Annotated in this window: 9 protein-coding genes; 3 read left to right on the top strand and 6 right to left on the bottom strand. The window is 70.9% G+C overall.

Annotated features, from left to right (window positions below; translation table 11 throughout):
• Nucleotides 1-45 precede the first annotated feature (45 nt).
• Nucleotides 46-1,383 carry an enterochelin esterase gene (gene fes, locus AB0J02_RS16375; protein ID WP_363194332.1) on the bottom strand — a complete coding sequence of 446 codons (1,338 nt, stop codon included), beginning with the start codon at nucleotides 1,381-1,383 and terminating at the stop codon, nucleotides 46-48.
• Nucleotides 1,384-1,471: 88 nt separating this feature from the next.
• On the opposite strand from fes, the gene AB0J02_RS16370 reads away from it, so the two are divergent.
• Both AB0J02_RS16370 and AB0J02_RS16365 read left to right on the top strand, forming a co-directional pair.
• Nucleotides 1,472-2,521, top strand: coding sequence for an iron chelate uptake ABC transporter family permease subunit (locus AB0J02_RS16370; RefSeq protein ID WP_363194331.1), 1,050 nt, complete (start codon nucleotides 1,472-1,474; stop codon nucleotides 2,519-2,521).
• The gene (locus AB0J02_RS16365) at nucleotides 2,518-3,594 is read left to right on the top strand and encodes an iron chelate uptake ABC transporter family permease subunit (RefSeq protein ID WP_363194330.1); all 1,077 of its coding nucleotides are present in this window, start codon (nucleotides 2,518-2,520) and stop codon (nucleotides 3,592-3,594) included. Before AB0J02_RS16370 ends, AB0J02_RS16365 begins: the two co-directional genes overlap by 4 nt.
• A 76-nt stretch (nucleotides 3,595-3,670) precedes the next feature.
• Here AB0J02_RS16365 and AB0J02_RS16360 read toward each other — a convergent pair whose 3' ends face one another.
• A complete protein-coding gene (locus AB0J02_RS16360; protein ID WP_363194329.1) occupies nucleotides 3,671-7,348 on the bottom strand; it encodes an ABC transporter ATP-binding protein in 3,678 nt (1,225 codons plus the stop codon).
• 6 nt (nucleotides 7,349-7,354) lie between these two features.
• Complete coding sequence (locus AB0J02_RS16355) at nucleotides 7,355-8,503, bottom strand: glycosyltransferase (RefSeq protein WP_363194328.1); 1,149 nt, start codon at nucleotides 8,501-8,503, stop codon at nucleotides 7,355-7,357.
• A gap of 209 nt (nucleotides 8,504-8,712) precedes the next feature.
• Between AB0J02_RS16355 and AB0J02_RS16350 the strand changes: the two genes are divergently transcribed.
• Nucleotides 8,713-9,849 (top strand): alpha/beta hydrolase-fold protein, encoded by a 1,137-nt coding sequence (locus AB0J02_RS16350; RefSeq protein ID WP_363194327.1) that lies wholly within the window; start codon nucleotides 8,713-8,715, stop codon nucleotides 9,847-9,849.
• A 55-nt stretch (nucleotides 9,850-9,904) separates the two neighbouring features.
• Here the strand turns inward: AB0J02_RS16350 and AB0J02_RS16345 are convergent, their stop codons facing one another.
• The 3 genes from AB0J02_RS16345 to AB0J02_RS16335 are packed head-to-tail and all read right to left on the bottom strand — an operon-like array spanning nucleotide 9,905 to nucleotide 15,422.
• Nucleotides 9,905-11,935 (bottom strand): RICIN domain-containing protein, encoded by a 2,031-nt coding sequence (locus tag AB0J02_RS16345; protein WP_363194326.1) that lies wholly within the window; start codon nucleotides 11,933-11,935, stop codon nucleotides 9,905-9,907.
• 58 nt (nucleotides 11,936-11,993) lie between these two features.
• Nucleotides 11,994-14,039, bottom strand: coding sequence for a beta-galactosidase (locus AB0J02_RS16340; RefSeq protein ID WP_363194325.1), 2,046 nt, complete (start codon nucleotides 14,037-14,039; stop codon nucleotides 11,994-11,996).
• 42 nt (nucleotides 14,040-14,081) lie between these two features.
• Nucleotides 14,082-15,422 carry a sugar ABC transporter substrate-binding protein gene (locus tag AB0J02_RS16335; protein WP_363194324.1) on the bottom strand — a complete coding sequence of 447 codons (1,341 nt, stop codon included), beginning with the start codon at nucleotides 15,420-15,422 and terminating at the stop codon, nucleotides 14,082-14,084.
• Nucleotides 15,423-15,488: the final 66 nt, after the last annotated feature.

The raw sequence follows: 15,488 nt of genomic DNA, 5'->3' as shown, positions 1-15,488 counted from the left end.
TGCTCCTAAGGGCAAGAAGAGTGGAACGGTGACGCGTGGGGGGAGTCAGTGGGTCCGGCGGCCGGGCGCGCGGCCCAGCAGGCGGATCAGGGTGTCGGCCAGGGCGACGTGCCAACAGGCGTAGTCGTGACCGCCGTTGAACTCGCGCCGGGTGACCTCGTAGCGGGCCGAGTGCAGGGTGTCGTAGAGGGCCCCGCAGTGGTCGACCATGGAGCCTTCGTGCAGGCCGACGTCGAGATGGACGGTGATGGGGCGCGGTGCGGCGGCCGCGTACCGGGCGACGAGCCAGGGCACCCCGAAGACGTGTTTCTGCGGTCTGTCCGACGGGAGTCCGGGCCGCCACCACAGGGACGGCGACTGGGCGACGACGTGGCCGAACCGGTCGGGGCGCAGATGACCGGCGTGCAGCGCGGCCATGCCGCCGAGGCTCTGTCCCGCGACGACGGTGCGGTCCGGGTCGGCGGTGACGGGCCAGCGGCCGGCCGCCCAGGGCAGGAGTTCGTCGGCGAGGAACTCCACGAAGGCGTCCCGCGCGCCGAGTTCACGGCCGCGGGTGGCACGGTCGACGGCGTCGGGCGCGAGTACGGCGACCCGCGGCAGCTTCCCCTGGGCGATCAGCGCGTCGAGGGTGTGCTGCAGTCCGATCCGGCCGAGCCACATGTCGCCGTCGCAGAGCACCAGGACGGGCAGGCGGCCCTCGTCGCGGTGGTGGCCGGGCGGCAGGTAGACCCAGACGTCGCGGTGGCCGCCGAGGGCGGCGGCGGGCGTCCGGTGCCGTTCGACGCGGCCGGCCGGTGTCGGGCCCTCCGGCCGTGTCCAGGCCTCGGCGGGCGCGTCCGGCAGGGCGAAGACCGACGCGTCGGCGGAGTCCCAACGAGTCGGCAGGGAAAGGGGGTTGAGCGGGTCGCGAGCGGCGTGCACGGCGAGGGAGCGAAGGCGCGCCTGGAGGACGGCGGGGTCGGCGGGCGGTTCCTTGGCGGAGATGTCGGCGGCGATGCGATAGGAGCCGCGGTGGTCGGCGCGGAGGCGCAGTCCCAGGTGCCAGATGTCGGTGCCGGGGGCGCGTTCCATGAGGGAGCCGGCCAGGTGCTCCCGGTCGACGAGCCGGTTGGCCATGAGCAGCACCTGCCGGGTGGCCCGGTGGCCGCGCCACAGGAAGGTGACGGCCCGGTGGTCGGGTTCGCCGTCGATCTCCTCGACGAGCGGCGTGCCGAGGCCCGTCGCGTCCTGCCAGAACTCCTCGGCCACACGGGCCCGTTGGGCGTCGTCGGCACCGGTCAGGCGCTCCAGAAGGTGCGCGACGCGCGGTCCGGTGACGCGGACCGGCCGGTGATCCGACAGGGCGGCGGGCCGGGCGGCGGGGGCCGCGGTCTGGACGCGCATGTCTCCTCTTCCTCCATCCGTGAACGGCCAGGCGTTTTCGTCAACGTAATTGTTAGCAGACTTGGTAAGGTTAGCCTAAGCTAATCACATGCTCACTGGAACGCGTTCCCGCCCGGGAGAAACACCGCGACTATCGGCCACGGCCCGCAGCCGCCCCCCGCGGGTCGCCGGCCTGGCTCTCGGCGTGCTCCTCCTCGTCGTGGCGTCCGCGTTGTCACTGGCCGTGGGCACGGAGCACATTCCGCTCGGCGACGTGTGGTCCGGCTTGTTCTCGCCCTCGGGCTCCCGGTTCGACAACATCGTTCGTGAGCTGCGACTGCCGCGAACCCTGATCGGCATGGCGATCGGCGCGGCGCTCGGTCTGGCCGGCGGCGTGATGCAGGTCCTGACCCGCAATCCGCTCGCCGACCCGGGGCTGCTCGGCGTGAACGCGGGGTCGTCGGCCGCCGTCGTCACCGCGATCAGCGTGTTCGGCATCACGTCGTTCACCGGGTACCTGTGGTTCGCGCTGCTCGGCGCGTGCGTCGCCGCCGTCGCCGTGAACGCGCTCGGCGGCACCCGCGCGGCGACCCCGGTCCGGCTCGCCCTCGCCGGCACCGCCGTCAACGCGGCCCTGTTCGGCTACGTCAACGGTCTGCAGCTGTGGGACCTGAGCACCCTCGACTCGATGCGCTACTGGTCCGTCGGCACGCTCGAGAAACGCGACCCCGAACTGCTGCTCACCGCACTGCCGTTGCTGATCGCCGGCGCCCTGCTGGCGTTCGCCCTGGCCCGGCCGCTCGGCGCTCTCTCACTGGGCGAGGACCATGCCCGCGCGCTCGGCACGTCGGTGCGGCGCACCCGGGTCCTGTCCATCGTGGCCATCACGCTGTTGTGCGGCAGCGCCACCGCCGTGTGCGGGCCGATCGGTTTCGTCGGCCTGATGATCCCGCACGCGGTGCGCGCGTTCACCGGCCCCGACCCGCGCTGGCTGCTCCCCTACTGCGCCCTGTTCGCGCCCACCCTGCTGCTCGTGGCCGACGTGATCGGCCGGGTCGTGGTGGCGCCGTCCGAGATCCAGGCGGACATCGTCACCTCGTTCCTCGGCGGCCTGCTCTTCATCCATCTCGTACGCCGGCGGAAGGTGGCCCAGCTGTGACAACGCTGGTCAAGAACGAACAGCGCCTCTTCCGCGCCGAGTTGCGCCAGGGCCGGCTGCGCGCGGGCCGCTACTCGCTCCGCTTCGACCCGCGCACGGTGCTCGTCTGCCTCGCGCTGATCGTGGTCACGGCGTGCCTGGTGGTGCTCTCCGTCGGCACCGGCACCTACGAGCTGTCGCCGACGGAGGTACTCCGGACGTTCGCCGGGAACGGGCCGCCCGGCGCCGAGTTCATCGTGCTCGACCTGCGGCTGCCGCGCGCCCTGGTGGCCGTCCTGGTCGGCTTCGGGACCGGCATGGCCGGCGCCGTCTTCCAGTCGATCACCCGCAATCCGCTCGGCAGCCCGGACATCATCGGGTTCGGCAACGGCGCGTCGGCGGGTGCGCTGGTCGCGATCATCTTCCTGAACGCGGGCGCGCCGCAGACCGCGCTCGGCGCGCTGCTCGGCGGCTTCGCCACGGCCGCCGCTGTCTATCTGCTGGCCTGGCGGCGCGGTGTGCACGGCTACCGGCTCGTGCTCGTCGGAATCGGTGTGTCCGCGGTGCTCGGATCGGCCACGAGCTTCCTCTACATCCGTGCCGACATCGGCAAGGCGGCCCAGGCGGCGAGCTGGATGATCGGCTCCCTCAACGACCGCGGCTGGAGCGAGGTCCGGATGGCCGGGCTCGGCCTGATCGTCTGCGTCCCCGTCATCCTGGTGTACGGGCGCAGGCTGACCATGCTGGAGATGGGCGACGACACGGCGGGCGCGCTCGGCGTGCCGCCCGAGCGCAGCCGGCTGATCCTGCTCTGCGCGGGCACCGGTCTGACGGCGATGGCGGTGGCCGCGGCAGGGCCGATCCCGTTCCTCGCGATGGCCTCGCCGCAGCTGGCCCGCCGCGTCACGCGGGCGGCGGGACCGAACGTGCTGCCCGCCGGGTGGATGGGCGCCCTCCTCGTGACGGCCGCGGATCTGGTGACGCAGCGCGTGACCGGTTCGGCGCTGATGCCGGTCGGCGTGGTGACGGGGGTCGGTGGCGGGCTGTTCCTGGCGTGGCTGCTGCTGCGCGAGCGCAAGGCGCAGCACGTGTGACCTGACCCGGATGTTCGGAAGGGGCCCCCGCGACGAGCGTCGCGGGGGCCCCTTCCTTCATGGGCGACATCACGGGTCAGCCCACCGGCTCGACCTCGGCCCCGGCCTCGTCCCGGGACGGCGACTGCGGCCGCGCACTCTCCCACAGGCGGGCGTACGCGCCGTCCCGCGCGAGGAGTTCGTCGTGCGTGCCGTACTCGACCGGCTTCCCGGCGTCCATCACCAGGACCCGGTCGCAGCGGGCGGCCGTCGTCAGGCGGTGGGCCACCAGCAGGGCCGTCTTGTCCCGCGCGGCCCTGAACATGCCGTCGAGGACGGCGCTCTCCGTGCCCGAGTCGAGCATCGCGGTGGCCTCGTCGAGCAGCAGCACGTCGGGGTCGACGAGCGCCACCCGGGCCAGCGCGATGAGCTGGCGTTCGCTGGCCGACAGATTGCCGCCCGCCTGGCGCACGGCGTGCCGGAATCCGCCGGGCAGCCGGGCGATGGCCGGGGTCGCGCCCACCGCCTCCGCGGCGGCCGTGACCTCGTCGTCGCTCGCGTCGGGGCGGCCGTAGCGGATGTTCTCCGCGATGTCCCCTTCGAAGAGGTGGGCCTCCTGCGGGACGATGCCGATCCGGCGCCGGTATCCGGCGAGGTCGTACCGGCCGATGTCGACCCCGTCGAGGCGCACCGTGCCGGACGCCGGGTCGTAGAACCGCGCGAGGATCTTCACCAGGGTCGATTTGCCCGCGCCGGTGGCGCCGACGACGGCGACGCTCCGCCCGGCCTCCAGGGTGAGGTCCGCGACGCTGATCGTGTCCTCGGCCGCCCCCTCGTACCGGAAGGTCACGTCCCGCAGTTCGAGGTGCCCGCTGAAGCGTCCCGACACCGGGACCGGGTCGGCGGCGGGGCGCTGGGTCGGTTCGGTGGCGAGGAGCTGGGTGACCTGCCGCACGCTGGTGCGGGTCTGCAGATAGGAGTCGTAGATGGTCGAGAGCTGCTGGATCGGCCCGTAGAACTGGCCGAGCAGCAGCAGGAACGCCGCGAGCACACCGGTCGTCACCGAGCCGTCCGCCACGAGGTAGCCGCCGGCCAGCACGACGAGCGCCATGGACAGTTCCGAGCAGAACGCCAGGAACGGGAAGTACAGGGAGATGTACCGCTGGCCCTTCACCTGGATGAGCCGGTTCAGGTTGGACAGGGCGCTGAAGTGCTTCTCCGTGCTGTTCTGCTTGCCATGGGACTGGGCGACGCGCAGGCCCGCGACGTTCTCCCGCAGCGAGCTGTTCACCTTGCCGAGTTGATCGCGCGCCTCCTTGTACGCGCTCGAACTCAGCCGGCGGAAGACCGGCGTGATCAGCGCGATCACCGGGAACGGCGCGAGGGCGGCGAGGGCGAGCCGCCAGTCGAGGACGAACATGGCGACGGCGATGCCGGCCATCGTCAGCAGGCTCACCAGGCCCTGCACCATGCCCTGTTGGAGGAATTTCGACAGGGAGTCGATGTCGACGGTCATCCTGGTGAGCAGGCTGCCCGCGCTCTCCTTCTCGTAGTGGTCGAGGCCGAGCCGGTTGAGGTGCCGGTAGCTGCGCAGCCGCAGGGCGTACTGCACCGACTCGGACGCCCGTGCGCTGGACAGGGTCTGGTACGTGTAGACGAACCAGTTGGCCGCGGCCAGCGCGAGGGAGATCGCGGCGATCCACCAGACCGTGCTCATCGAGCCGAGCGAGATGCCGTCGTCGATGCCGCGCTGCAGCAGGATGGGCACGACGACGCGCGCGAGGGCGTCGAAGGCGATCAGGCCGAGCGCGACCGCGAGCAGCCCGCGCACCGGGCGCAGGATCGCCCCGACGGTGGGCGGTGTCGGTCGCCCGACGTCCGCGAGCACCGCGGGCGGGATCTCGGCGAACCGGTCCCGGCGTCCCCCCGGGGCCGCCGGTTCCTCCTTCGCGGACTCCGTGGGCTCCGCGTGCTCCCGGGCGGGCCACAGCTCGCTCGGTGTGCGGGCCGTGCGGGCGTCGATCTCGTCGGTGTCCCCGGCGATCAACTCCTGGAAGACGACGCTGCGTTCGGCAAGTTCGGCGTAGGTTCCGCTGTCGGCGACGCGGCCGCCGTCGAGCACCACGATCCGGTCGGCGAGTTCCAGGGTGGAGCGGCGCCGGGCGATGAGCACGGTGACCCGGTCGCCGCCGACGTAGCTCTCCAGGGCGCGGTGGATGGCGGCTTCGGTGGTGGCGTCCACCGAGGAGGTCGCGTCGTCGACGATCAGCACCGGCGGCCGCTTCAGCAACGCCCGTGCCAGGGCTAGGCGTTGGCGCTGTCCGCCGGACAGGTTCTGTCCGCGTTCGGTCAGTTCGGAGTCGTAGCCGGACGGCATGGCGGAGATGAACGCGTGCGCGCCCGCGGCCTCGGCTGCGGCGACGATCTCCTCGTCCGTGGCGTCCTCGTGTCCGTAGGCGATGTTCTCGCGGACGCTGCGGGCGAAGAGGAACGGCTCCTCGAAGACGACGCCGACGTGGGACCGCAGGGATTCCAGGCGCAGTTCGCGGATGTCGGTGCGCCCGTCGGCGGTGCCCAGGGCGACGGTGCCGGCGGTGGCGTCGTAGAACCGAGGGATCAGCAGCGACAGCGTCGACTTGCCGGATCCGGAGGGGCCGACGACGGCCACGGTCTCCCCGGCGCCGACGCGGAAGGAGACGTCGCGCAGGACCGGGTCGTCGTGCGTGTAGCCGAAGCCGACACCGTCGAAAACCAACTCCGTCGGAGCTTCCGGGAGTTCGGCGGCGCCGTCGTGGATCTCCGGGCGTGAGTCGATGAGTTCGAAGATGCGCTCGGCGGAGGCGCGGGTGCGCTGGGCGATCACCAGGTACGAGGCGAACACCCGGGTCGGCCCGGTCAGCATGGTGAGATACGCGGCGAAGGCGATGAACGTGCCGATGTCGATCGAACCGTCCATGACCAGGCTGCCGCCGTAGACCAGCACGGCGATCTGGCCCAGGACGGGAAGGGCCAGCATGGTCGCACCGGGCGCGGCGTGCACGCGCATCATGCGCATGCGCCGGCCGAACAGGCCGCGCGTGGCCCGGTCGAGCCAGCGGATCTCCCGCTCCTCCTGGCCGAAACCCTTGACGACGCGGACGCCGTCGATGACCTCCTTGATGTGCTCGGTCACCTCCGCCGCGTCGTTCGCCGCGCGTGCCGAGGTCTCGAAGACCCGGCGCCTGGTCCACATGGCGACGGCGCCGAGGGCGAGGACCACGACGACGGTGACCACGGTCAGGCGGGGCGAGAGCCAGCTCATCGCGATGATGCCGAAGAGGTAGTACGTGACGACGGTCAGCGGCACGGGCAGCATCGTCAGCATCTGCTGGATCTGCTGGAGGTCGCTGTTGGTGCGGGAGATGACCTGGCCGGTGCGCAGCCTGTCCTGGCCGGGGCCGTCGAGCCGCTGGATGCTGCGGAACACGTCTTCGCGCAGGCTGTGCTGGACGTCGAGGGCGAGTTTGCCACCGGTGAAGCGGCGTACGTAGTTGCCGGCGAAGTCGATGGCGGCGATGAGCACGAGACCGCCGGCCACCCAGGCGATTCCGCTGCTGTCACCGGCGACGGCCTGGTTCACGCCGTCCTTGGTCAGCAGCGGGCCGAGGGTCACCAGGACGATGCTCAGAATGGAGGAGAACACGATCGCGGCCATGAGCCGCCGACGGCTCAGGCAGATGCTCATCAGCCGCCGGAGCCAGCCGGGTCCTGTCGTGGGGAACAGTGGAGTCGGCATGGGTCCTCAGAAGTCCTCGAGTGCGGGTACTGCTGTCCGGCCGGGCCGGGCGGCGCCCGACACGACGAGTTCGGCGAGCCGCCGGGCGACGACCGTCGGCGGGTCCTGCGCGCGCATCTCGTCCCGCACCTCGGCGGCGGCGGCGCGCAGCGACGCGTCGGTGAGCAGACGGTCGATGTCCGCCTTGACGAGCCCGTGCTCGGCGGGCACGAATCCGCACCCCCGGTCCTGCACGGTCCTGGCGTTGACGGGCCGGTCCGCGCCCTGACCGAAGACGATCTGCGGAACGCCCGCCGACAGGGCGGTGAGCGTGTTGCCCGCCCCGCCGTGGTGGATGAATCCGGCGGCGCGGCCGAGCAGCGGGCCCATCGGGATCCATGACACGAGGCGGACGTTGTCGGGCAGCGAGTCGATCTCCTGCTGCCCGTGCTCGCCGAGCGACAGGACGAACTCCGCGTCCGATTCGTGGGCGGAGTCGACGACCCACTTGATGAGGTCGATGCCGTCGACCATCGGCTTGAGGGTGCCGAGGCTGACGACGATGCGCGGCCGTCCGGTGTCGGCGCTCCACCAGTCCTCCAGGACGGTCCCCCCGTTGAAGGGCACGTACCGCATCGGCCACAGGTCCGGTTCGTCGAGGACGCGCATGCTCGGCGGGGCTATGTCGAGCCACGCCAGATCCTTCGCAGGGCCTGCCACTCCGTGCCGGGCGTAGGCCTCGTCCATCGACCGGGTCACGCCCTCGATGTGCCAGCGCTGATGTCCGAAACCGACGGTGTGCATCACCACGGGGATGTCGTACTTGGCCGCCACCAGCGGCCCGGCGACGCCGAGCGGCGGATAGACCACGAGGTCGGGGCGCCACTGGCCGGCGAAGTCCACCAGCGCGTCGGCCATCTCGTCGCCGAAGAAGGAGAACCTTCCCATCCTGGTGCCCAGGTTGAGGCTCTTGCGACGGCCCTCCCCCTGGCGGTACTCGTGCTCGGAGTCGAGGTCCGGTGCGGCGTCGAAGCCCACGAGGCCGGCCTCGGCGACCCTTTTCGTGAAGCCTCCCGCGCTGGCCACGACGACGTCGTGCCCGTCGGCGCGGAACGCCTGCGCCAGGGAAAGGACCGGATACAGCAGTCCGTACAGAGGCGGTCCGACGAACAGCACGCGCATAAGCTACTCCCGTTTGGTTAGGTTAGGCTTACCTAAGTAGCTATCACAAGACTGTTGAAGGAGGCGAACTCGTCTTGGCGAACGCGACGACGGCGGCGGGACCCGAAAGTCCGCGACTCGCACGGCTGTTGAGAGAGGCAGAAGCGCGGGGGCCTGAAGCGCTCGACCTCTTTTGGCGGGAACTCGCCCACACAGGTGCGCCGTTGATCGAACCGCTCCAAGACGCCCCGGAAGAACGCCTGGTGACCGTGGTCTGGCGCGAGGACCGGCCGGTCGAGGGCGTCTATCTGCTGGCCAACCGCATCACCGACAAGCACCGGGCGCGCCGCGGCATGATGCGCCGCCTCGACGGCACCGATGTCTGGTACGTCAGCCTGCGGCTGCCCGTGGGCCTGCGCTGCGGCTACCGCATCCATCCGTTCGGCCCGGACGATCCGCACCTGACGCCGGACGGTCCCCGCGCCGGCTCCTCCCGCGGTCTGCCGGACGACCGCATGGACCCGTTGAACCGCCAGGCCGACGGACCCTTCGGCTCCCTGATCGAACTCGACGGCGCCCCCTCCCTCACCGAGTGGCTGGCGCCCGCCTCCCCCGCGGGCCGGACCGACGCGTTCGACTTCCCCGCCGCCGACGGAACCACCTACCGCGTACGGCGATTCGTCCCCGACGGCGACTTCACCGGCTCCGGGGCCGGACTCGGGCTGCTCGTCGTGTTCGACGCCGAGCAGTGGTTCGACCGGTACGGGATCGCCGGCGCCGTCACCGCGGCCGTCGCCGACGGCCGCATCCCGCCCATGGCCGTCATCGGCGTCGAGGCAGGGGCCGACCCCGCCGCGCGCATGCGCCAGCTCGGCGCGAGCCCGCCCTTCATCGACATGCTGGCCGGTGAACTCCTGCCGACCGTGACCCGGGAGCTGCCCCGCTGGGCCGGGCCCCGGCGCACCGTGCTGTGCGGACAGAGCCTGGGGGGACTCACCGCCCTCGCGACGGCCCTGCGCCGGCCGGCCGCCTTCGGCACGGTGCTCGCTCACTCGGCCTCCACCTGGTGGCGCCCCGGGATGACCGGGCGTCCCCAGGCGGCCGCCGACGGGAGCGACACCTGGCTGTACGAACAGGCCTCCGCCGCGCAGGTCGGAGATGTCCGTATCCGCGTGGACGTCGGCTCCAACGAGGGCACGATGGTCGACGACCTGCGCCGGCTGCACGCGCTGATGACGGCCCGCGGATTCGACGTCTCCCTGAACGTCTACACGGGCGGCCACGACCACTCCTGCTGGGCGGCCGCGCTCATCGACGGCCTGGCGGACACCTTCGCCGGGGAACGCGCGCCCGCCGTGTGACATACGACCGCGCCCCACGGCACAAGGCCATGGGGCGCGGGGTCGGAGCAGGAGCTCAGGTCGTCAGGTCCGTGACTCTCCACCGCTGGTTGGAACCGGAGTTGGGCTGATACGTGGTGACGGCGGCGCCGTCGTTCGTGGCCTGTCCGCCGACTTCCAGGAGCTTGCCGGTCCCGGCGTTGACGAGGGTGTACGTGCCGTCGCCGGTCGTCGACACGATCCACCGCGCGGCCGCGTCCCGCCGTCCGGTGTCCGCCTCGACGACGGGGACACCGTCGCGTACGGCGATCCGCTTGCCGCTCGCCGCGCTCGCGAACACGTACTGCTTGCGGTTGTCCGCGCCCTTGCCGCTGATCTGCTTCAGCCGCCACTGCTGCCCGGCGTCGGAGGCGCCGGTCCTGATGACGAGCCGGCTGCCGTCGTCGGCGACCGTGAGGTCCTTGCCGCTCTGCACACCCGTCAGCTCGTACGCATGGCCCTTTCGCAGCGTCGCCGCGTCCTTGGCCGTGCCGGACACCCCGTCGACCACGAACGAGGTCACGGACTGCGCGGGCACCGTGAAGGTGGCCTTCTTGTCCCTGACCTGGACGGCGCTGTGCCGCTCCAGCTTGCCGTCGGCACTGGTCACGACCGGGGTGACGGTGGCTTTCCGGCCGATCTTCGCGAACTTCGACAGGTCGAGCGTGACCGTACGGGCCTCGGTCGTCCTGTTGACGTGGACGACGGTCGCGCCCTTGCCGTTCCGCGAGACGGCTGCGGCGCTGCTGGTGTCGTCCGTCCTGATCAGGCTGTCACCTGGCTGGATGTAGTGCGTGAAGTTGCGGGCCGTGTCGAACTTCGTGTTCGTGCGGACCGGGCAGCTTTCGAGCGTGTCCTTGGAGGTGCAGCTGAAGGGGAGCTGGATCTCGCCCCAGTTGCCGCCCTTCGCGGACTCGCCGCCGGGCTTCATGTTGTCGTAGTCCTCGACGGGCTGCCAGAACACCCAGGCGGTGGGCTCCAGTTCACGCAGGTCGTCGACCATCTGCTGGGCGAGCCCGAGGCCGGGGCGCATGTCGGTGAAGGACTGCCCGTCGCCCCAGTCGCCCTCGACCTCGCTCATCCACAGCGGCTTGTCGGCCGCCTTGGCGAGATCGCGGACCGTGGTGCGGCCGCCGGTGCCGTACGTGTGGACGTTCATCTGCGCGACGAGGCTCCGCACGTCGGCCGGGTAGCTGTTCCAGTTCGTCGCGAAGGTGCCCGGGTTGGTCTCGTCCATCGCGGCGATGTCCGCGCCGGTCCGCGCCTTCTTCAGGGCCGGCGCGAGCGCCTTGATGACCTTCTGCTGGAGCTCGGGGCCTATGTGGGCGCCTTCCTGACGACCGCCGGCCGGTTCGCCGTCGGCGCCCAACTGCGTACCCCAGTAACTGGTGTTGGGCTCGTTGAACGGGTCGACGGTGTCGACCTTGATGCCCTCCGCCTTCTCCAGGCGCTTGGTGACACCGGCGACGTACGCGGCGAAGTCGTCGACCGACTCGGTCTTGAGCTGGTCCTTGCCCGCGTCGAAGTTGCCGGAGACGTAGCCGCTCTCCGTCATGAAGTACGGCGGGGAGTTGCTGAACGTCTCCCAGTGGTCGATGTCCTTCTTGATGCGGTTCACCCACCAGCGCTGGGTGGCGTCGGCGTCCGGGTTCCAGTCCGCCGCGCCGTCCGCGTTCCACCAGTCGGTGTCGGTACGGGTGGTGCCCGCGGGCGCCTTCCACCAGCCCTCGACGGCGCCGCCGGCCCGCAGGTAGTCCGGCACGTCGGGGGCGTTGCCACCGCCGATGTTGTAGCGGGCGATGTTCAGGGCCAGTCCGTCGTCGCCGAAGAGCAGGTCGGCGAGCTTCTCGCGGATCTCCTTCGGATAGCCGCCGGTGACGTTCGCGAACCAGACGAGGCTCGTGCCCCAGCCCTCGAACCGCTGCTGCTGGTACGAGGGATCGGGCGTGACCGTGACGGCCGGGGTCGCGGCGGTCACCGGCGGCGCGGTGGCCAGGGCGGCCCCGGAGACCAGGGCCGCGGTGCCGACGAGGCCGAGGAGGCGTCTTGTGCGGGTACGGCGTGCCAACGTGCTCTCCCAACGCAAGGGTGTGGCCGGACAGTTGGTACTGCTGTGGTGGTGCGGTTCAGAGGGCGGGCTGCCGCAGGACGGCGACCTCGCGGGGCGGCAGGACGAGCCCGTCGCCCGAGGCCGGGCCGACGAGCACCTCGCCGGTGACGTCGGGCAGCGACACCGACTCCTCGCTCCGGTTGACCAGGAAGAGATAGCGGTGCTCCGCGTCGCGGCGCACGGCCGACTCCACCAACCCGCGTGCCTGTCGCGGGAGTTCAGCAGTCACTCCGGCCGGCGCGAGCAGGTCGGGCAGCAGGGCGGCGAGGCCGTCGACGCCCAGACGCGTGGAGACGTACGCGGCCGAACCGCTGCCCGTGCCGCGGCGGGTGACCGCGGGACGCGCGGCGTAGATGCCGGTCCGGTAGCGGGCGAGGACCTCGACGTCGGGGCCGGTCACGTCGATCCGGTCGGTCCACAGCGTGCCGGCGGTCCCGTTGTCGAGGTCGACGCTGTCGCCGTCGAGCAGCGGCCCGAACTCCTCGATGCGGATACCGAGCAGCTCCCGCAGCGCGCCGGGGTAGCCGCCGAGCCAGATGTGGTCGTTCTCGTCGACGACACCGGAGAAGTACGTGGTCACGAGGTGGCCGCCGCCTTCGACGTACCGGGTGAGCTCCTTGCCGAGCGTCTGCGGCACCACGTGCAGGACGGGTGCGATGACGACGTCGTACGAGGAGAGGTCGGCGCGGTGGGCGGGCACGACGTCGGCGCGGACACCGAGGCGCAACAGCGCCGAGTACCAGTCGAGGGCCTCGCGGTGGTAGTCGAGGCCCGCGGTGGGGTGGGAGTCGTGCTCACTGGTCCACCACGAGTCCCAGTCGAACAGGACGGCGACGCGGGCGGGTTCGCGCACGGACCCGGCGATCGGCGCGAGCGCTTCGAGCGTGCCGCCCAACTCGGTGACCGCACGGAAGAGTTCGCTGTCGGCTCCGGCGTGCGGCACCATCGCCGAGTGGTACTTCTCCGCGCCCGCCGCGGACTGCCGCCACTGGAAGAAGCAGACGGCGTCGGCTCCGTGCGCCACATGCAGCAGCGAGTCCCGCGCCAACTCCCCCGCGCTTTTGGCCAGGTTGACCGGCTGCCAGTTCACGGCGCTGGTCGAGTGCTCCATGAGGAACCACGGGCGGTGGCCTGCGATGCCGCTGGTGAGGTTGGCGGCGAAGGACAACTCGTCGCGGTCCTGCGGTCCCGGGATGACGTAGTGGTCGTTGGCGACGAAGTCGACCTCGGTGGCCCAGTCGGCGTAGTCCATGCCCTTCGTGCCGCCCATCACCATGAAGTTGGTGGTGACGGGAACGTCCGGGGTCAGCTCGCGCAGCACCGCGCGCTCGGCGAGCAGATGCTCCTTCAGGGCGTCCGAGGAGAACCGCTTGAAGTCGAGCTGCTGCGTCGGGTTGGGGTGCGAGGCCGCGAGGCGCGGCGGCAGGAGCTGCTCCCAGTCGCTGTAGCGCTGCGACCAAAACGCTGTGCCCCAGGCGTGGTTGAGGGCGTCGAGAGTGGTGTAGCGGTGCCGCAGCCAGTCGCGGAAGGCGCGGGCCGCGTCGTCGGAGTAGTCGTAGACGTTGTGGCAGCCCAGCTCGTTGTTGACGTGCCAGGCGATGAGGGCCGGGTGGTCCGCGTACCGGGTCGCGATCTCGCGCACGAGGCGCAGCGCGTGCGCGCGGAACACGGGCGACGTGGGCCGCCAGTGCTGCCGCGCGCCCGGCCAGAGCGTCTCACCCGTGGCGGTCACCGGCAAGATCTCGGGGTGCGCGGTGGTGAGCCACGGCGGCGGGGACGCGGTGGCGGTGGCCAGGTCGACGCCGATGCCGCCCGCGTGCAGCAGCTCCATCACCTCGTCGAGCCAGGTGAAGTCCCAGGTGTCGGCGGTGGGTTGGAGTCTCGCCCAGGAGAAGATCGCCAGGGAGACGACGTTCACGCCGGCCTCGCGCATCAGCCGGACGTCCTCCTCCCACACCTCCCGCGGCCACTGCTCGGGGTTGTAGTCGGCGCCGTACCCGATCCTCCGGGTGCCGTCGGGGCCCTTCGCGTACGGGAAACGGGAGGTGAGGGGGGTGGTCATCAAGGTCCTTCCAGTCATACGGGGTCGATCGTGCGCGCCGGGCTACTTCTCGACGGTGAAGCCCTGTTCGGTGCCGTACTTCACGGACGCGTCCTGCCACGACTTCAGGCCGGCGGTCAGCTTCGTGCCGGAGATGTAGGCCTTGCCGACGGTGTCGTTGAAGATCGAGTTGGCGTACACCTGGTACGGCAGGTACTTCCAGTCGGCGGGGACGTTCTTCGCGGACTCGGCGAAGATCTTGTTGGCCTTCTGGCCGCCGAAGTACGGGAACGCGGTGTCCTGGAACTCCGAGGAGTTCAGGTCCTTCGTGGTCGCCGGGAACGCGCCGTTCTTGATGCGGGTCTGCACGCCCGCGCCGGAGTTGGCGTACTCGACGAATGCGTACGCGAGTTCCTTGTTCTTGCCGAGGCCGGGCAGGGCGAGGGAGCTGCCGCCGTTCTCGGAGCTGGCGTTGGCGCCCTTCGTCCACTGCGGCAGCGGCGCCACGCGCCAGTCGCCGGACGCGTTCTTCACGCCGGAGGCGAAGTTGGCGGGCATCCAGGCGCCGATGGGCAGGGTGGCGATGGTGCCGTCGCCGAGGCCCTTGTACCAGTCGTCGCTCCAGCCGACGACGGGCGAGACGAGCTTCTCGTCGATCAGCTGCTGCCAGGTGTCGGTGTACTTCTTCGCGCCCGCGTCGGTGAAGTCGATGCCGACCTTGGTGCCGTCGACCTTGTACGGGTGCGAACCGGCCTGCCACAGCAGGCTGGTGGTCATGCCCGCGTCGCCGACATCGCTGGTGATGTACGCCTTCGGGTCCGCCTTGTGCAGCGTGCGGCCGGCCTCGACGTACTCGTCCCAGGTCGTCGGGACGGCGATCTTGTACTTGTCGAAGACCTTCTTGTTGTAGAAGAGCGCCATCGGGCCCGAGTCCATGGGCAGGCCGTAGACGCCGTCGCCGGACTTCACCGAGTTCCACGGGCCGGGCGAGTACGAGTCCGCGAGCTTCTCGGCGCCGTAGGGCTTGAGGTCGTCGATCTGCTTCGTCAGGGCGTACTGGCCGAGCGCGTAGTACTCGATCTGCGCGACGTCCGGGACGCCCTTCTTCGCCGAGATCGCGTTCGACAGGGCCTTGTACTGGTCGTTGTTGGTGCCCGCGTTGACCAGCTTGATGTCGACCTTCGGGTACTTCTTCTCGAAGTCGGCGGCGACCTGCTTCAAGGTGGGCTCCCACGCCCAGACCGTGACCGTGCCGCCCTTCTTCAGCGCGGCCTGTATGTCGGCCGAACCCACCTTCCTCTGGGCGGAGTTGTCGTCGTCGGAGCCGCCGCAGGCGGTCGCTCCGAGGGCGAGGGCGGCGACGAGACCTATGCCGCGCAGGAGGCGGCGGGTGTGCTTGGGCATGCTGAGGCTTCCACTTCGTCGTGGTTTTCCGGGAAGGGGTTTCGATACAGCCGTGCGAGGTGAACT

The organism is Streptomyces sp. NPDC050264 (genome assembly GCF_040655895.1).
Lineage (GTDB): Bacteria > Actinomycetota > Actinomycetes > Streptomycetales > Streptomycetaceae > Streptomyces.
The sequence above is the reverse complement of the archived record's forward strand: the minus strand, read 5'-3'. Positions and strand labels throughout refer to the sequence as shown.

Bases quoted from the DNA above. Each gene is read 5' to 3' on its own strand.
- fes (WP_363194332.1), bottom strand. From the start codon at position 1,383: ATGCGCGTCCAGACCGCGGCCCCCGCCGCCCGGCCCGCCGCCCTGTCG.
- AB0J02_RS16370 (WP_363194331.1), top strand. From the start codon at position 1,472: ATGCTCACTGGAACGCGTTCCCGCCCGGGAGAAACACCGCGACTATCG.
- AB0J02_RS16360 (WP_363194329.1), bottom strand. From the start codon at position 7,348: ATGCCGACTCCACTGTTCCCCACGACAGGACCCGGCTGGCTCCGGCGG.
- AB0J02_RS16340 (WP_363194325.1), bottom strand. From the start codon at position 14,039: ATGACCACCCCCCTCACCTCCCGTTTCCCGTACGCGAAGGGCCCCGAC.
- AB0J02_RS16335 (WP_363194324.1), bottom strand. From the start codon at position 15,422: ATGCCCAAGCACACCCGCCGCCTCCTGCGCGGCATAGGTCTCGTCGCC.